Source organism: Sulfolobus sp. E5-1-F (assembly GCF_009601705.1).
Lineage (GTDB): Archaea > Thermoproteota > Thermoprotei_A > Sulfolobales > Sulfolobaceae > Saccharolobus.
Window position 1 is genome coordinate 1,909,418 of sequence record NZ_CP045687.1, and the last position, 16,283, is coordinate 1,925,700.

Below are 16,283 nucleotides of genomic sequence, written 5' to 3' on the forward strand. Positions count from 1 at the left end.
ATATTATGAATTTCACAGATGTTTTTAGGGAGGCTTATTTAGACTATAAATATTTTTTAAATAGAGATTATCCTAGAAAAGTCATCCTTGATGTAATAACCGCTAAATACAACTTATCCAGATTAGAACGACTCTTACTATATCGTTGTGTACATTCCGATAAGGAAATAGAAATAATTAAAGGAAAAATAAACAATGAAGAAAGAGAAGTTATTCTAGATGGATATAATTTAGCTTTAACATTAATTTCTGCAATAAATGAGGAAGAGTTATATCTATGTGATGATGGTTTCTTTAGAGACCTAGGCCTAGGAAAACACAAGTCTAGTGAGATAATATCCGATGTACTGATATTAATTTCTGAATATTGTGAGAAATATAGAATAAAATGTGAGATAATACTTGACAAACAGTTAAGTAACAGCGGTGAAATAGCAAGCAAACTAAGGAAAAAAGGAATAAAAATAAGAACTGTTAATAAGGCTGATAAAGAGATAATAATTTCAAATAAAGCTATTTATAGTAACGATTTCGTAATCTTGTCTAAATCACAAAAAATTTCCACTATCTTGAATACGATATTTTTCGAAAGTGGGTTTAAGATACTTAAGGGACCTTGGCCTGTTAATCTTGAAGAAAAACTTTAATGGGATTGTATTAATCTAATAATTGGACCCGTAGCTCAGCCAGGATAGAGCGCCGGCCTCCTAACTTTCGGAAGAAAGCCGGTGGTCGCGGGTTCGAATCCCGCCGGGTCCGCACATTCTCACATATATTTAGAATTTAAAGCTTAGGCTTTAAAGTGAGTTAAATTCATCTTATTACTTTTTACAATAAAAATTCTTGATAATATTATATAATTTTCTCTGTTTAGTGATATAAAACTTTCATGACTTGTGTTAAAATGCATTAAACTATCATTATAATAATTACTAATATTGAAAAGTATAAGCTGATTATACATACATGATGCTTAATTTTAAATTCTAATTGAAAAGTATATATCTAGATTGAAATGTTAGGAATAAAAATACCGCTTAGTAAAACCACTATACTACCAGTATTAAGCTTTACGTTATCTTCCTATTACCTTATTAATTTCATTTTTTATCTACAATATACAGATTATACAGGATTAGTAGAGTTTCTATTAATAGGTGTCCCATTCATAGGAAGAGCAATAACTCCAATAACATATCCTTTTCTGATGTCGAGATTAGATATTGAGAGTCTAATCTATCTCTCATTAGGAAATATGGCTATTTTAGATGTATTAGAGTTCTTTGTTGCAACTAACCTTTCTGCGCTGATTCTATTAAGAGTGGTAACGGGGATTTTATTCGGCTTGGCTACATCAGCTGCTGTAGAACTTGCAACTCAGAGTAGAAGCAAAATAATTATAGGAATGACAATGGGCGGATGGGCATTAGGATGGATATTAGCTGCACTCGTGTCATTTGTAGTGGGGAAATTGATACTTATAGTTAGCTCTTTTGCTCTAATATTTTTCTTATTAGTAAAGAGATCTAGTATTGATAAGAAAATGTTCTCAAATACTGGAAATATAAATATAGCATTCTCATGGAAGGCATTGATAATATTTTTACTTGGATTTGAGCCAGCTTATATATTACAGTTAGTTCCATCTCTACTGGGAGAGAATAACGCAATCGAGGAAACAATAATCGCTTATTCTATTTCGTTTATAGCATATATAATCATGCCAATTTTTAGGAACATTAGAATTTCATCGTTACTAAGTTCTCTACTAATCGGAATTTTAGGATTTATGTCATTTATTGCACTAAAAGTATGGTTATTCATACCTTTTACAGTATTAGGATTAGGTCTTAATTCGTTATTGCCTATTATAATTAGATCAATAAAAGTTGAAGTAAGAAAAATAGGGCCTAGTATGAACCTAGCCTCATTAAGTGGATTTCTAATACCTTCTTTAGTTAGTATTGGAGATATAGAAATAAACTCAGCGATATTAACGCTAATATCCTCAATTTCACTTGGAGTCATAGTATACAAAAATCTTAAGATTGCAACCTAGGTTTAACACAAATCAAGAATTGATTTTAAATGCAAATAACTAGATTTGGGTAAAAACTTTTTAAATAAGTTTCAACTTTCTTCTCGATCCAAAATGGCAGACATGAAAACTATTGCATTCTCTATAGTAACAATAATTTTAATTGTAATAGCCGCTATAGGTTTTTATGAATATTCAGTAGCTAACTCGAGATACTCTAGCGTATATAATGAGTATCAAAGTGTGAATAGTCAGTACATGGCATTACAAGGAAATTATACCAAATTAAATCAAACATATTCACAACTAGCCTCTCAATACAAAGTATTAGAAGGCATGTATAACGCAGTGCTAGCTGAGGCTGAGAATAATTACACCTTGTACAAGCAGGCAGAGAATAACTATACTTATTATAAGACCTTATATGAACAAATGCTACAACAAATAAGTAAGTTAAATGTCTCGGGATATAAACCCGGTGCGGCTCTAGCTACGGTATTACAGTTCTATGACGGTATTGCAATAGAATCTCCATCTGATGTTTTACCGTTCTTAGCACCTAACTTTACTGCATATATAATGGGACAGCCATTCGCAGGAACATACAACTTGACTATGTTTAATACAACTTGGTTAGCTAACTTCTTCGGAACTTATGAAACAGTATACTTTTACACTACAGCATTACCTACTGTAACACAAGTTAATGGAAATACGTTTAATATAACTGACGTTGTACAATACTTTGTAGCACCTACAGCAGACCCAGTATATTTACAAGTTTTTAACGCTAGCAATACGATAATGGTGCAATACATACACGGAATTCCGGAAATTACTAAACTAGTATGGAAAGGAAATGAAGTTTCTCCATCAACTGTAATTGCAGGGTATCCATCTCAACACTCAATGCAAGCGAATCAAGTGCTTGAGGAATTCTTGTCGCAAATGAACGCATTAGGAGCAGAATTTCCAAGTAGTACAATAGTGCAGAACTTCGCACCAAATGCACAGTTAGTGTTAATTGGTCAATTACCTTCAGTATTTAAAGTGGGAACTTATACTGGAGTTTCTAATATAGCAAATGTTTTCAATACTTGGGATCAATACTTCATCTTTGCCTTAACATATGTGCAAAATCTATTACCTAACGGAACAGCTATTCCACCAATAGTTAAAGTATATTTATCTCCCTCAAATGCATCTGCTGAAGTTATAGCTAACGACACAGTATTCTTTGGATTTGTAAATCAAGGCCAACCTAACTTCCCAATGATTTATGATCTACATGTTGCAATAACTGCATATTTTGTTTACAACACCACTACAGCAAGCTGGCAAATAACTAAGGAAGTCTGGAACTCAACCGAAATTAATGCATTATCTGATACAATTTATTATAACTTAAATGAGCCAATCATGAAAGTTAATGGAGAAGAAACTGTGACTGTAAACGCTACTAGCGGTCAAGGATATACATTACAAGTTGGTAATATTATAGTCATAGTTAAACCAAATACTTATGCAGAGTTAGCAAATGGCACAATGTTATCTGTATATAACTTCTCATTAGTAACCTTTAGTCTAGAAGCAATATACTCACCTCCTACCGCATTAAACTTAACACCACTTTATGCATTTGCATTTGCTGTTAACAATCAGATAACACCAAGTATTTCATTAGTAACAATGAGTAATGGAAAAGTTGTAGCGCAACCACCGATAACAGTTGTATGGGGAGCTCCGAATACTTGGACTTCATGGACCTGGTTTGGTGGAGTATTCAATGGTACTGCGTACATAGGTGGAAGCTATAAGTTTGTAGATCATTGGTTGTATGGAAATGATGTAATGGTAAATATACAATTCTTTAAACCAGTTATATGGATATTTGAATCTGCGCCAAGACCAATTGCACAGACACCTAAACCAGTACAAGTGAGTGTAGGTAGCGCATATGGGCTAACTCCAGTTAACGTATATAGCTACGAAATAAATGGCACACAAGGAGGAGTAGCAGTAGCTGGTAATATGATAGTTGCAATACAGCCAAACACTAAGATAGTAACGCCTAGTGGCAACTTGACAGTATTTAATTTCTCAGTAGTATTTTACAATCCAGCAAATGGAGGAACAGCACCAAATGGACAAGTACCGATTTTAGCATTTGCCTATGCTATAAATGGAAATGTAACATTTAGTTATTCATCAATAAACTCTCTCACTGGGCTAGCAAATCCATTTATAACTGTGATATTTACGCCAAGCCAGAATGTAACAATGTGGACATGGGGAGCTAAGGGATATATATTTAAAGATCCAATAATAGTCGGTAACGGTGTAGTGATTAACTTAACATTCTTTAAACCAGTACCATGGATATTAACAGCACCGGAAATATCTTCTTCATCAAGCACATCAATGAGTACGTCTTCTTCAACTTCTACCACTACTACCTCCACATCTACTCCATACTGGGGATAAGTATTAAAGCCAGATACTTATCACATAAAGATAAATAATCTTTTTTCTTTGCATACTCCTTTTTATATTATGATAATTATTACGGCTATGAATAATAATATCGTAGAAGGACTTGTAAGTGCTAGATGTGCAGTTGGTTACTATAAGGTAAAGATAAAAGTTGATGGATTTAAAATCGTTGATTCTGAGTGTGAGTGTGGACAAAAATTTTGTAGGCATACAATACAATTATATTTGCACTACATAAGAGTGAGGAATAATGATAATCATAATAAGGCCATCGGGTGAAATTGCACTAAAATCTCCCAGATCCAGAAGAAATTTTGAGCATACTCTAGCCAATAATATAAGAAATATTATAAAAGAAGGAAAAATATGGAAATCACAAGGTATATTATTTTTGGAAGTTAATGATGATAATAAGAACATAGAAGAGCTTAGTAAGGTATTTGGAATAGCCTCCTTTTCACCAGTTATATTAATTAAATCCTATAATAATTTAGAAGATATAGTAAATGAAGCTAAAGAAGTCTTTTCTGAAATAGTTAAAGGTAAGATTTTTGCTGTAAGAGCTAAAAGAATAGGTTCTCATAATTTTACCAGTTTAGATATCCAAAGAAAAGTTGGTGAGGCGCTATATCCATTTTCTAGAGGGGTTAATTTAGAGAATCCTGAAGTTGAGGTATTCATAGAAATTAGGAATAATATAACGTATTTTTACCATAAAATTATTAAAGGTCCTAAAGGTTTACCTGTTGGAGTCGCTGGAAAAACTGTTGTCTTATTTTCTGGGGGAATTGACTCGCCAGTAGCCACATGGATGATGATGAAAAGAGGCTCAATTCCCATTATTTTAAACTTCAATTTAGGTGGAAACATACATAGGAAATTTGTATTAGAGGAATTAAGTATACTTAGAAAATGGAGTGGAGGACATAAATTAAAACTATTTATCGTAAATGGTACAGATGTGCTAATTAAATTATCACAGATTGAGAAAAGAAATCGTGTAGTTATGTTAAAGCGAGTAATGTATAAAGTGGCTGAAAGATTATGCGACAAGACTAACGCTAAATCGATAACTACCGGGGAATCCCTATCACAAGTATCATCACAAACTATGACTAATTTATACGTAACCGAATATGGCATAAAATATCCAATTTTTAGACCTTTAATTGGGTTTGATAAAGAAGAGATTATTGAACTCGCAAGGAAAATTGGAACTTACGAATACTCAATTAAGCTACCAGAATATTGTGCAATATCAACTAAAGCTAGGACGTCTATAGAACTTAATGAAGTATTAAAGGATGAGGAGAAAATAAACATTGATTACGAGAAAATACTTGAAAACTCAGATGTAATTGAACTATGATCAGCCCTCACACGCGCACATCATTAATCAGTCCGGGGTTCTCACATCACTTAAACTACCTTAAACGACAAAGTCCATTTTCATTCTTTTACTATTAAAAAATAAGGCTTCTATCCTAAAAGCTTATTTAAAAGAGAATCCAATGATTTTTTAGCATCTAAAATACTCTTAGCCTTTTCAGGAGGATCCTTAAAGTAATAATAACAAACCTCATTAACGGCACCGCTGATACCGTGCTGTACTAATAGTTTTGCAATTCTTATCAGATCTATTAAAGGAGCCACTGCATTAAAAGAATCATATGTCTTCAGAGAAATATCAATTCTTACTGGGATTCCAATTCCGTATAGGCCTTCAATTACCATATAACTTACTCTTCTATCTTTTAGAAATTCTACATAATCAGATGTCCCAGCTACGACCTCAGCCCCGTTTGCGTATGAAGAAATAAGAGACGACTTTATACTTTTTTTAAGGTCTTTTCTCCAATCTTCTAACGTAACTAATGCTTCTGTAGATCCGGCAATGTCTATTTGATAAGACTTCAAAACCTTTACACCTCTATTTTTTAAAAATTCGATTATCCCGACATGTGTTATAGTTCCTCCTATTTGACTTAATAAGTCGTCCCCTAGGATTACAAGACCTTTTTCCCTAAATTGATCTTTAAATTCCTTTGCGGTTGGAGAAGGAGTGGAGTTTATGAAAGAAGAACCAGCCTCTAATGATGCAGTAGCATAAAAACTGCTCGCCTTTGTAGCTCCAGTAGGTAATAAGTTCAATACTACATCTACTTTTTCTCTCTTTAAGATATCCACTACATCAACCGGTTCCTCTTCAGATTCCTCAATAATGTTTGAAAGAATTCCAACTCTTCCATCTAGTGTAGGACCTCTCATTACAATAACATCGCTCCTAACTTCTACATACTTATCAACAACATTTGGTTTGGTAAAAATTGCTTCCCTGAGCTTCTTATTTATTTTCCTCTTATCGATATCAAAAGCCGCTACTATATCTATATCATATGGTTTTATTGGAAGATCCAATATTCCATATATCTCCTTCCCGTTTTTAGCTAATTCTATAGCTTGTACCAATGCAGAAGCTACATTGCCTACTCCAATTAATGCAATTCTAACCAATCTGACTCACCAATATCTGGAACACAATTGGAATAACTATACCTAATATTGTACTTAAAATTGCCGAGACTACTGCTATGTCTCTCTCTGAGCTTTTTACAACCTCAAACTTTCCTTCTCTAAAAACTTCTCTGATTATTGGTATATAATATCCTGCGGATATCGCACTATTAAGAACAGCTATTATGGTAAGCCAAGGATAGGTAAACGAACTTTCGAATAAGAATAATTTGCCCCAAAATCCAAAAAGTGGTGGTATTCCAAGCAGACTTAGTATAAGAACCACTATAGCAAAAGCTAATGGCTTATCTTGAGATGATATGCCTCTAAGCCCAGAAATGTCAGAAGTTCCAGATATTTTCTCTACGTGACTTACTATACCAAATAGACCTACCTGGGCAATTCCATAAGCGAGAGACTGTACCAGAATACCGATAATGGCTATAGCTGGAGATATCGTAAACATCGCAAAACCTATTAAAATATACCCAACTTGTGTTATTGAACTAAACGAAAGTATTGCTGCAACATCTCTCCTTGAAAAAGCTGTTATATTTCCTACTAACATACTGCCTATTGAAATAACTATGAATATCACTACTTCTACTATGTTAGGATCTGATAGATATACTACTCTAAATAAAGGAATTATACCTACGAGCTTACCAACACTCGAAATGAACGCTACTGATATTCTATCAGCATCTGTATAAACATCTGGTAACCAGGCTTGAAATGGAAAAGCTCCCATCTTAAATAGAAATGCTATTGAAATGAAAGATATAGCGAAAAAGAAGAGATTAGGATATATTACAGATGTAGTAAATATTAGAGAACCAGTTGAAACTAGATATGAAGCAAAACCAATAATCATTATTGAACTTGACAATAATCCCATGATAAGATATTTAATACCAGCATCAACTGACATATAATCCTTCCTAAGCATAGTTATCGCATAACTTGCGGCAGATGATATTGCCCAAGTGGTTAGAATAATAATGATATTGTTAGCAAAGGACATATAGAATAAACCTAGTAAGGATAATAGCATTAACGATAACATAGAGGAGCGTGTAGACCAAGATATTATATGATCTTTACTTAATAAAATGCTAAGTATACCTATGCTAAACACGGTTATTGAAAAGAAATAACCAGGTACGTCTATAAATAAAGACTTAGAGAATAAGGTATAATTTACAATACCAGCTACCCAAGAGTAAACTAAAAATACTAAGCTAATCCCTACTAGCACTGCAGAAAGTATCAGTGATAATCTAAACCTACTTTCACTAACACCATTATCTATAAATAAAACTGAGATTGAGGAAAATAAAATCAAAATTGATGGTATTAGAATTGGTAAATAATAATCTAAGTTCATTATCCAATCACCCCGAATATAACCAAAACAATAATTAAAAGTAAAACTATACCCCATGCATATAACATGATATAATCCCCAAGGATGTGATCCTCAACCGCATTATATATTCTTGAGCCAAAGCTAATCACAGATTTAGGTAATTTCTCGTTTAGTCCTATGTCAACAATCCCTCTCTCAAAGTTTTCAAATAAAGCATTAGCAAAACCTTTAAAGAGATATCCAAATTTGTCAAAAGCTGGATTTACGTACCAACCGTAATATGCAAAATCTATCAGAAACATTACAGAACTTAAGTTTAAACGTCTAGTATAAACAGCAAAGGCTATTATCCAACCTATTATAGATAATAATAAGCTAATTAAATCTATATCGGAAAATTGTATAACATTAAAGAAACTCGCTAGATTAAAGTAAAATATACCTAATATTACTGATGCTAATATTAAGAATGCAGGGCTTATAATCATTAAAGTACTCAAGTGTCCATGTTCATGACTTTCATGCGCCTCACCTTTCCACATGAACGTTCTCGCAATATATCTTAATATATAGATTGAGCCTAGGAATTCTAGAATTATATATAAGTAAAATATCATGGATGAAGCACTACTAGCTAAATTACCTATAATATTGTGGGCCCAAAACCCTATTAAAGGTGGCAGATTAGCTAAATTTAGCGCAGCAATTAACTGCAAAACAAATACAGAAGGAATTTCCTTGTATAACAATGGTTTTGAAGCTACATACCTACTTTCCGTATAATGTATTACGGAACCTGCATTCATGAAGAGAGACGCCTTATAGATTCCATGTGCAAACATTTGTATAAGTCCTACTATTATTCCTAAACTCACATTTCCAAGTAGAGCACCTAAAGAAGATGAGAATATCATCAACGATATTTGATCTGCCGTAGAATAGGCTAAAATCACCTTCTGTTCGTTTGAGGCTAGAGCGTTTATACTTGTATATAACGCTGTAAATAAGGTTATCCCTACCATTATTGCGAAGAACAGAGAAGTGTTAGTAGTAAGTGGTATAAATTGATAAGTAAGGAATGTAAGGATAGCCCCTAAATTAACCATAGTAGCTGCGTGTATTAGAGCACTTACCGGCGTTGGACCCGTCATAGCAGTCAATAACCATTGTGTGAAAGGAAATTGCGCACTTTTAGCAAGTCCCCCTAAAAACAATATTAGTAATATTAACCACCCGTCCGGACGCGAAGCTAAAGTAGACAGTGCAGAAAATACAGTAGATAATACATTTGATATAGGATATAGGATATAATTGTAACCTGATAGCGAAAGCAAATAACCTAATACTGCTAATAAGCCAACATCACCTATACGAGTGAAAATTAAAGCTCTAATTCCGCTAGTGGTTGGTTTAGAAATGTTTTCAATTCCAAATATTCTTCTTCCAAAATCTCCAACTACATTCCTTTCATTATCATCTAACCAATAGCTAATTAGACCATAGGATGCTAGGCTAGTTCCTTCCCATCCCGCGATAAATAGTAAAACATTATTTGCTAAGACAACAGATAGCATTGATGTCACGAAAAGCCCAAAGAAACCCCAATATCTTCTTAAAACGTTATCCTCTCTCATATATCCTATACTATATAATGCTATAAAGAATGATAGCGATGATACGAAAAGGGACAAAATGGCTTGAAGTAAGTTTGCACTAAATTGCAAATAACCGAATGAGTATGATAACTGAGGATGACCAAATAATGGTTGTCCTAAATTATTTACTAGCAAAAACGCAGATAACACCATTGAGATACCTATTGTTAATACTACTATTGCTCCTCTCAAATCTTGATTAAATGACTTCGGAGTTACCAGTGCGATTAATGAACCTATGACTGGCAAGAATGCTATTAACGGTAAAATTATAGAATTTGAAAAGAGTAATGTAAATGTTAAGGATGGACTTATATACTGAGGAATAAAGAAGGTAATTATACTCAGTGCTCCAATTAATAGCATTGGAATTGAATACTCTTTTAGATTGTCAAGATTCTTATTTTCCTTTTTGCCAGCATAAACAGTCTTGAACAGGTAACCTATATAAGCTGAAGAGGTGCCTATTGCAATCATTATAAAGGCTACTATTATCACAAACGCTGATAATCCTATCTTATCTAATATCGTACCTACTGAAAATATTAATAATGCTTCGCTTATTAAACCAATAGTTGGAGGTAGACCTAAGAGATTTAACGTCCCTATAAACGCCATTGTGGAGTGAATAGGGGAGGACAGATAAAGCCCGCCTAGTTTTTCAATATTCCTTTCATTTAGTTCAGTTATCGATGCACCAGCACTCATGAATAGAATAGCTTTTCCGAATCCATGAGAAACATAAATAAGGATACTTGCCAATATTCCTAAAGGCAATGAAGTAATAGAACTTGATAATCCTCCCAAAAAGGCAATAGAAGCGCCTAATAACATATAACCCATTTGAGAAACACTGGAATAAGCTAGAAATCTCTTGAAGTCTTTTTGAGCCAAAGCGTTAATTCCACCATAAATCATTGTTATGAGGGCCCACGCTATAAATATAGGAGCTATGAAGGACATAGTAGGGAATAGATAATAGTAAATGATAACTACGAATATTCCCAAACCAACCATATTTGGACTTAATAGTACTGAAATGGGGGTTGGAGCTTCGCCATGAGCATAAGGTAACCATATATTAAAACCAGCCTGAGCACCTTTTATAAACATTCCAATAACCGCTATTATAAACACCAAAATGGAGTAAGGTATTGCGGAATAGTTCGCAAAAGTATAGGCATTTGTATAAATATTCATCGAGCCCGAAGTAAGACCTATTATTATGATTGAAGCCAAAAGTAGTATTGTACCAATATGCGTCCATATGAAATACATAAGACTTATCCTACGTCTATCACCGTAGCCATAAAGTGCTATTAACAAAAATGAGGAGATTAATGAAATCTCCAAAAATATGTATAGCTCCAATAAATTAGTGGATAATACAGTATATAGCATGGAAAGACTAAAGAGAGTGTATAAAGCATAGTAAAGACCCCAATTATATCTATTATCTTCCTTGAACTTATGTTCCATATACCTTAATGAATATACAGTAGTCAACAAGGTAATTATTAGAATAGTAATTAGAAATGGATAATTAATATTGTTTATAACAATTCCAAAATCTTCTATATATTTTGAGACAAAGATATACTCATAACTTCCTTTTAAAAATAAAAATGGAATATTAATAGCAATCGAGAGCAGACTTACAATAAATGAAGCTATTCTTGATCTAATAAAAAATATTGAGACTGCCAATATGAATGAAATTATTAATAATATAAAAGAGAAATAAACCATTTTATTCCACCTCCAGTTTATCTTTTTGCCTATAATATAAGATAACAGCTGCGAACGCGACTACAACTTCTGTTAAGGCCATACCTATTGAGAAAAGAGAAAATATTACAGGCTTGTAGACCATACCCACAACACTAGAGTAGGAGAAAACAAATAAAATTGATGCATTTAACACAATCTCAGACGATAATAACACTCGGATAATATTTGATGTTGAGGACAAACCATATATGCCTATCCCTATCAAGAGGCCAGATATTATAATACCCAATAAACCAAGATCCATCATTTCTAATCCCTCCTAGCTAAAGCTATTGCTTCAATTAATGTAGTTAATAGAGCTATGATAAGTATAATCAATGGAAACCAATAGTTTTCTAAAAGATCATTAGCTAGTAATTGGAAATTAATTGGTTGCAATGCTGCTGGAGAAACCCTAAAATTAGATATAAAAATTGTAATTAAGAATAGAAGAGTCACTGCTCCTCCAGCCAATATTCCCAATGATCCTCTACGAATCCTAACTTCTAAATCCTTAAACATGACTAGCGAAATAGCTAGGAAAGTTACAGTAGCTCCCACATAAAGGAGAATGTGAAACACTGAGTATATACCATAAGTTGAAGGTGCTATTAACGCTATTAATGCAGCTATGCTTAAACCTAGAAATGCTAGACTTACAGCACCATAAAATACGTTCTTAGCTCTAATTATGTATATAGAAAACGCTATTGCCATAATCCCAAAAAACCCAAACAGTATATATTGTAGTATTTCACTCGTCTGCAGGTACATATTTTATCCCCTTTTTCTCATCTACTACTGCTTTTACTTTTCTCACTGGCTTATTTTCTAGTGGAACCTCATCAACATCTACGTTAAATCTATCAGGATCAAAAATTAGTTGTTTTCTAGAATTAAAAACTAGATCATGAACTCTAGTTTCTTTTAACGCATCTACTGGACATACGTCTACGCAGAAACCACAGAATACACATCTACCATAATTTATTTGAGGGAATTTCTTTCCACTTTCCGTAACCATTTTCATAGCATCCGCTGGACATATTAATGCACATAAAGTACAGCCTATACATACATCTTTGTAAAGTCTGATCATTCCTCTATATCCTGTAGGAAGAGTGAGACTATCCTCAGGGTATTGCAGTGTTATTCTTTTAGGTTTTATAAAGTACTTTATACCCGTAGCTATTGACTGTATATGTTCTGCAAATAAACTTGCTATATTTTCTTTCTTATATTCTTTCACCTTATCCATAGATAACCCACCACCACACCTAATATCAAGGAAGCTAAGGCAAGAGGGAAGAAATATTTCCAACTTCCCCTTAAAGCCTGATCTATCCTATACCTCCCATAAACTGCTCTAAGAAAAACAGAGAAAAATACTACTATTGCGGCTTTAAAAACTGTAAATACAGCACCGGCAAATCCACTAAATGGTAGCCAACCACCTAAGAATAAATCTACAAAAAGAATTGCATATACTAAGTTCGCTACATAAGACCCTGCCATAGTCAATACGAATAGAAAACCACTATACTCTGTGTACGGACCTATAACTAATTCAGTTTCAGCTTCAACTATTTCGAAGGGAAATCTTGAAGAACCTATTAACATTGCAACTAAGAAGACGAATGCCGCGATAGGATTAGCTATAAACCCTGGTATTCCTGAAGTTACGATCTTAGCAACGTCAAGCGTATGGTACTCTAATGCTAACGCAAGCGTAGAAATTATAATTAAAACATCATAAGATACTGACAGATAAGCTTCCCTTATAGATCCTACTACAGCAAATCTATTGTTAGTATTCCATGCCAAGAATATAACAAGAATTGGATATAAAGATTCCAGTGCGATTATTCCTATTAAATTATACTCGATAAAATATGGAACTAAAACTCCTTGATGAATCTGGCTGTCATAAAATATGTTATGATACACTGATAATATGGAACCTTGAGATGGTATAGTAGAAATTGGAAGAAGGGCCATAGGCAAAAACGCAAATATTAACACTAGGATCGGGGATAGTGCATAGAGTGTCTGATTTACTCCATTGGGAATTATTATCTCTGAGAAGACAAACTTTATAGCATCCGCAAATAACTGCAGTAATCCTCCTAGCCTTTTAGATGCATAATAAGGACCATATCTAAGTTGGACTATTGCTGCAGCTTTTCTTTCAAACCATATAGTAATTAAAAGAAAAATCAGAGTGAATATTAGACCAGGGAAAATTACTGTTAAAAAAAATGAAGGATAGAAGAAATAATATTGTAAAGCTGAGAGAACACTCATTACCTATCTGCCTCCGGTGGGAAATAATCTAGGCTACCATAAATCGAAACTAAATCAGCATATCGGGAACCTTTACATAACTGCTTAAAAACATATATTAACCTATAAGAGGGAGTTATCATTCTTAACCTATAAGGCTTAGGAGAACCATCACTTACTACATAATATGCCAGCTCTCCTCTTCCAGCCTCTACTCTAGATATAGCTTCACCCTTAGGTGGCCTAAATGAAGCATAATATCCTGGCAATACAATTCGTCGATAAGTCTCCCAATACTTCTTAAGTCTAGTAGGAGGTATCTGTTTGAAAAACCTGTCTGACAAAATATTACCCTCTGGTATATTCTTTATTATCTGCTCTAATATTCTCATACTTTGTTCGATTTCTTCTAATCTTACTAAACCTCTTGCTAGACCATCTCCCTCTTTGTATACAGGAATTTCAAAGTCTAATTTATCGTAAGCTCCATAAGGTTCTATCTTTCGAACATCATAATATACTCCGGAAGCTCTTAAATTGGGACCAACTGCACCCCATCTGATAGCGTTTTCTTTAGTCATTACCCCAACGTTTTCGAGCCTTGCTCTAATTGATGGATTATAAAAGAAGATCTTTTTCCAATCTTCTAACCTTTTACGTTGATATGATATGGCCTTTAACGTCATATCTTTTATTTCTTGTGTTATATCTCTTCTAACTCCGCCTGGTATTATATATGAATTCGTAACTCTTGCCCCCGTTAATGCTTCCAATATTGTTACCCATACTTCTCTATCACCAAAACCCCACATAAAACCAGTAGAGTGACCCAAGAATATTGACAAAATGCCTAGCCCATAGAGATGACTAGCTATCCTATTTACCTCTGCCGCAAAACTCCTTAAGTATTGTGCCCTTTCTGGAACATCAACCCCTAAAATCTTTTCCACTGCAATAATGTAACCTAAATTCATATGTATAGAATCTAAAATTGCTGGTCTCTCTACTAAAGGTATAAGGTGCATATAATTTCTATTTTCCGAAAGCTTTTCCACTGCTCTATGAACATAACCAACGTCTAAGTCTACATCCTCTATGATATCTCCATTTAATTTTACAAATATCCTCATATGACCAGAGCCAGGATGTTGTGGACCTACATTAAGCTCCCCTTGAATTGGTATAAATTCTACAGACATCCCAGTAGCTGCTAGAAGTTGTTCTTGTATTTCATTCTGTGGTTGGCTTGTCAACGAAGATCCCCTCCAACCTAATCTTAAATGACTTTCTTAAGGGATATACGCCTTCAAAATCTTCATCCAAGAAAAGTCTCCTAAGATCAGGATGACCTTCAAACCTAATTCCTAACATCTCATAAGTCTCCCTTTCTCCAGTCCAAGTACTTTCAAATATTGAATACAGTGAAGGCAAAGAAGGATCTTTGTATGTTACAGTTGTTCTTAAGGCTAATATTATTTTGGCCAGGTCCAAATTTGAGTATGAAGATATATGATAAACTACCTCTAGTTTCTCCTGCTCGGGATAATCTATACCTGTCACTGCTTTAACATGATCAAACCCAAACTCTTTCAAGTAATTAGCCACATCCTTTATAACCTTCTTATCAGTTACTACAACAGTTATCCGTCTATCATTTTCAACTTTAACTTGGCATTTAAACTTAGTCTGCAAATCATTTACAAGATTTTTTAATGCTTCACTCATCTTCTCATCTCCCACTGATATAATAAATTAATTTGTTTAATAGCGTAATATAGAACAGGGTACATTAAAACAATAAACACCACAACTACCAATAGTAAATCCCTGAAAGCTACCGGCGTCGTATAATAATCAGAGAATGCAATAGGAAGTAATAATACAATTATTGGCTCTAATGTAACATAAAGTAATAAATAACCATAATACTGCAAGGGGAACCAAAGTCTTCCTAATCCTGTTGGAATATTTCCAGCCTCAAATCGGCTAACCTTTAAGGGGTTAGGCTTCGAAGGGAGCACTAACAGCAAGAGCTTGTAAAGACCATATCCAGCAGCCAGGAAAACTACAATAGGAATCCCGAATCCTAAAATAGCTTGTGTAAGTGACATCGCATGTGTATATAAAAGATGTTCATTTAAATACTCTTCGTTAAAAAGTT

At 33.8% G+C, this 16,283-nt stretch carries 14 protein-coding genes and 1 tRNA gene; 5 read left to right on the forward strand and 10 right to left on the reverse strand.

Annotation, left to right across the window (positions count from 1 at the left end; translation table 11 throughout):
- Positions 1 to 5: 5 nt before the first annotated feature.
- The 5 genes from GFS03_RS09900 (at position 6) to thiI (ending at position 5,900) form a co-directional block, all read left to right on the forward strand.
- Positions 6 to 647, forward strand: a complete 642-nt coding sequence (locus GFS03_RS09900) for a DUF434 domain-containing protein (RefSeq protein ID WP_153423922.1) — start codon at positions 6 to 8, stop codon at positions 645 to 647.
- A 24-nt stretch (positions 648 to 671) separates the two neighbouring features.
- Positions 672 to 759: transfer RNA gene (locus GFS03_RS09905), tRNA-Arg, on the forward strand.
- A gap of 256 nt (positions 760 to 1,015) precedes the next feature.
- Complete coding sequence (locus GFS03_RS09910; RefSeq protein WP_153423924.1) at positions 1,016 to 2,059, forward strand: transporter; 1,044 nt, start codon at positions 1,016 to 1,018, stop codon at positions 2,057 to 2,059.
- Positions 2,060 to 2,152: 93 nt separating this feature from the next.
- On the forward strand, positions 2,153 to 4,522 hold the full coding sequence (locus tag GFS03_RS09915; protein ID WP_153423926.1) for a hypothetical protein: 2,370 nt from the start codon (positions 2,153 to 2,155) through the stop codon (positions 4,520 to 4,522).
- Positions 4,523 to 4,781: 259 nt separating this feature from the next.
- On the forward strand, positions 4,782 to 5,900 hold the full coding sequence (gene thiI / locus GFS03_RS09925; protein ID WP_153423929.1) for a tRNA uracil 4-sulfurtransferase ThiI: 1,119 nt from the start codon (positions 4,782 to 4,784) through the stop codon (positions 5,898 to 5,900).
- Positions 5,901 to 6,010: 110 nt separating this feature from the next.
- Here thiI and GFS03_RS09930 read toward each other — a convergent pair whose 3' ends face one another.
- From GFS03_RS09930 to ndhC, 10 genes are read right to left on the reverse strand one after another with little or no spacing between them, the layout of a single operon-like run.
- The gene (locus GFS03_RS09930) at positions 6,011 to 7,045 is read right to left on the reverse strand and encodes an inositol-3-phosphate synthase (protein ID WP_153423931.1); all 1,035 of its coding nucleotides are present in this window, start codon (positions 7,043 to 7,045) and stop codon (positions 6,011 to 6,013) included.
- Positions 7,038 to 8,432: an NADH-quinone oxidoreductase subunit NuoN gene (gene nuoN / locus GFS03_RS09935; RefSeq protein WP_153423933.1), complete on the reverse strand. Its 1,395-nt coding sequence runs from the start codon at positions 8,430 to 8,432 to the stop codon at positions 7,038 to 7,040. The genes GFS03_RS09930 and nuoN overlap by 8 nt, the downstream gene beginning before the upstream one ends.
- Positions 8,432 to 11,818, reverse strand: a complete 3,387-nt coding sequence (locus tag GFS03_RS09940) for a proton-conducting transporter membrane subunit (protein WP_153423935.1) — start codon at positions 11,816 to 11,818, stop codon at positions 8,432 to 8,434. Before GFS03_RS09940 ends, nuoN begins: the two co-directional genes overlap by 1 nt.
- 1 nt (position 11,819) lies before the next feature.
- The gene (locus GFS03_RS09945) at positions 11,820 to 12,107 is read right to left on the reverse strand and encodes an NADH-quinone oxidoreductase subunit NuoK (RefSeq protein WP_153423937.1); all 288 of its coding nucleotides are present in this window, start codon (positions 12,105 to 12,107) and stop codon (positions 11,820 to 11,822) included.
- A 2-nt stretch (positions 12,108 to 12,109) separates the two neighbouring features.
- Positions 12,110 to 12,613, reverse strand: a complete 504-nt coding sequence (locus tag GFS03_RS09950) for an NADH-quinone oxidoreductase subunit J (protein WP_153423939.1) — start codon at positions 12,611 to 12,613, stop codon at positions 12,110 to 12,112.
- Entirely contained in the window at positions 12,594 to 13,097 is a 504-nt protein-coding gene (gene nuoI / locus GFS03_RS09955; RefSeq protein WP_153423941.1) for an NADH-quinone oxidoreductase subunit NuoI, read from the reverse strand. The genes GFS03_RS09950 and nuoI overlap by 20 nt, the downstream gene beginning before the upstream one ends.
- On the reverse strand, positions 13,085 to 14,143 hold the full coding sequence (gene nuoH, locus GFS03_RS09960; RefSeq protein WP_153423942.1) for an NADH-quinone oxidoreductase subunit NuoH: 1,059 nt from the start codon (positions 14,141 to 14,143) through the stop codon (positions 13,085 to 13,087). Before nuoH ends, nuoI begins: the two co-directional genes overlap by 13 nt.
- Positions 14,143 to 15,375 (reverse strand): NADH-quinone oxidoreductase subunit D, encoded by a 1,233-nt coding sequence (locus tag GFS03_RS09965; protein WP_153423944.1) that lies wholly within the window; start codon positions 15,373 to 15,375, stop codon positions 14,143 to 14,145. Before GFS03_RS09965 ends, nuoH begins: the two co-directional genes overlap by 1 nt.
- On the reverse strand, positions 15,353 to 15,847 hold the full coding sequence (locus tag GFS03_RS09970; protein ID WP_153423945.1) for an NADH-quinone oxidoreductase subunit C: 495 nt from the start codon (positions 15,845 to 15,847) through the stop codon (positions 15,353 to 15,355). The genes GFS03_RS09965 and GFS03_RS09970 overlap by 23 nt, the downstream gene beginning before the upstream one ends.
- Positions 15,844 to 16,233 (reverse strand): NADH-quinone oxidoreductase subunit A, encoded by a 390-nt coding sequence (gene ndhC, locus GFS03_RS09975; protein WP_153423946.1) that lies wholly within the window; start codon positions 16,231 to 16,233, stop codon positions 15,844 to 15,846. The genes GFS03_RS09970 and ndhC overlap by 4 nt, the downstream gene beginning before the upstream one ends.
- Positions 16,234 to 16,283 lie beyond the last annotated feature (50 nt).

Excerpts from the sequence above, each read along its gene's own strand:
- thiI (WP_153423929.1), top strand. The coding sequence starts at position 4,782 with ATGATAATCATAATAAGGCCATCGGGTGAAATTGCACTAAAATCTCCC.
- ndhC (WP_153423946.1), bottom strand. The coding sequence starts at position 16,233 with ATGTCACTTACACAAGCTATTTTAGGATTCGGGATTCCTATTGTAGTT.
- GFS03_RS09900 (WP_153423922.1), top strand. The coding sequence starts at position 6 with ATGAATTTCACAGATGTTTTTAGGGAGGCTTATTTAGACTATAAATAT.
- nuoN (WP_153423933.1), bottom strand. The coding sequence starts at position 8,432 with ATGAACTTAGATTATTATTTACCAATTCTAATACCATCAATTTTGATT.
- nuoH (WP_153423942.1), bottom strand. The coding sequence starts at position 14,143 with ATGAGTGTTCTCTCAGCTTTACAATATTATTTCTTCTATCCTTCATTT.
- GFS03_RS09915 (WP_153423926.1), top strand. The coding sequence starts at position 2,153 with ATGGCAGACATGAAAACTATTGCATTCTCTATAGTAACAATAATTTTA.
- GFS03_RS09940 (WP_153423935.1), bottom strand. The coding sequence starts at position 11,818 with ATGGTTTATTTCTCTTTTATATTATTAATAATTTCATTCATATTGGCA.
- GFS03_RS09910 (WP_153423924.1), top strand. The coding sequence starts at position 1,016 with ATGTTAGGAATAAAAATACCGCTTAGTAAAACCACTATACTACCAGTA.
- GFS03_RS09970 (WP_153423945.1), bottom strand. The coding sequence starts at position 15,847 with ATGAGTGAAGCATTAAAAAATCTTGTAAATGATTTGCAGACTAAGTTT.
- GFS03_RS09950 (WP_153423939.1), bottom strand. The coding sequence starts at position 12,613 with ATGTACCTGCAGACGAGTGAAATACTACAATATATACTGTTTGGGTTT.
- GFS03_RS09945 (WP_153423937.1), bottom strand. The coding sequence starts at position 12,107 with ATGATGGATCTTGGTTTATTGGGTATTATAATATCTGGCCTCTTGATA.
- nuoI (WP_153423941.1), bottom strand. The coding sequence starts at position 13,097 with ATGGATAAGGTGAAAGAATATAAGAAAGAAAATATAGCAAGTTTATTT.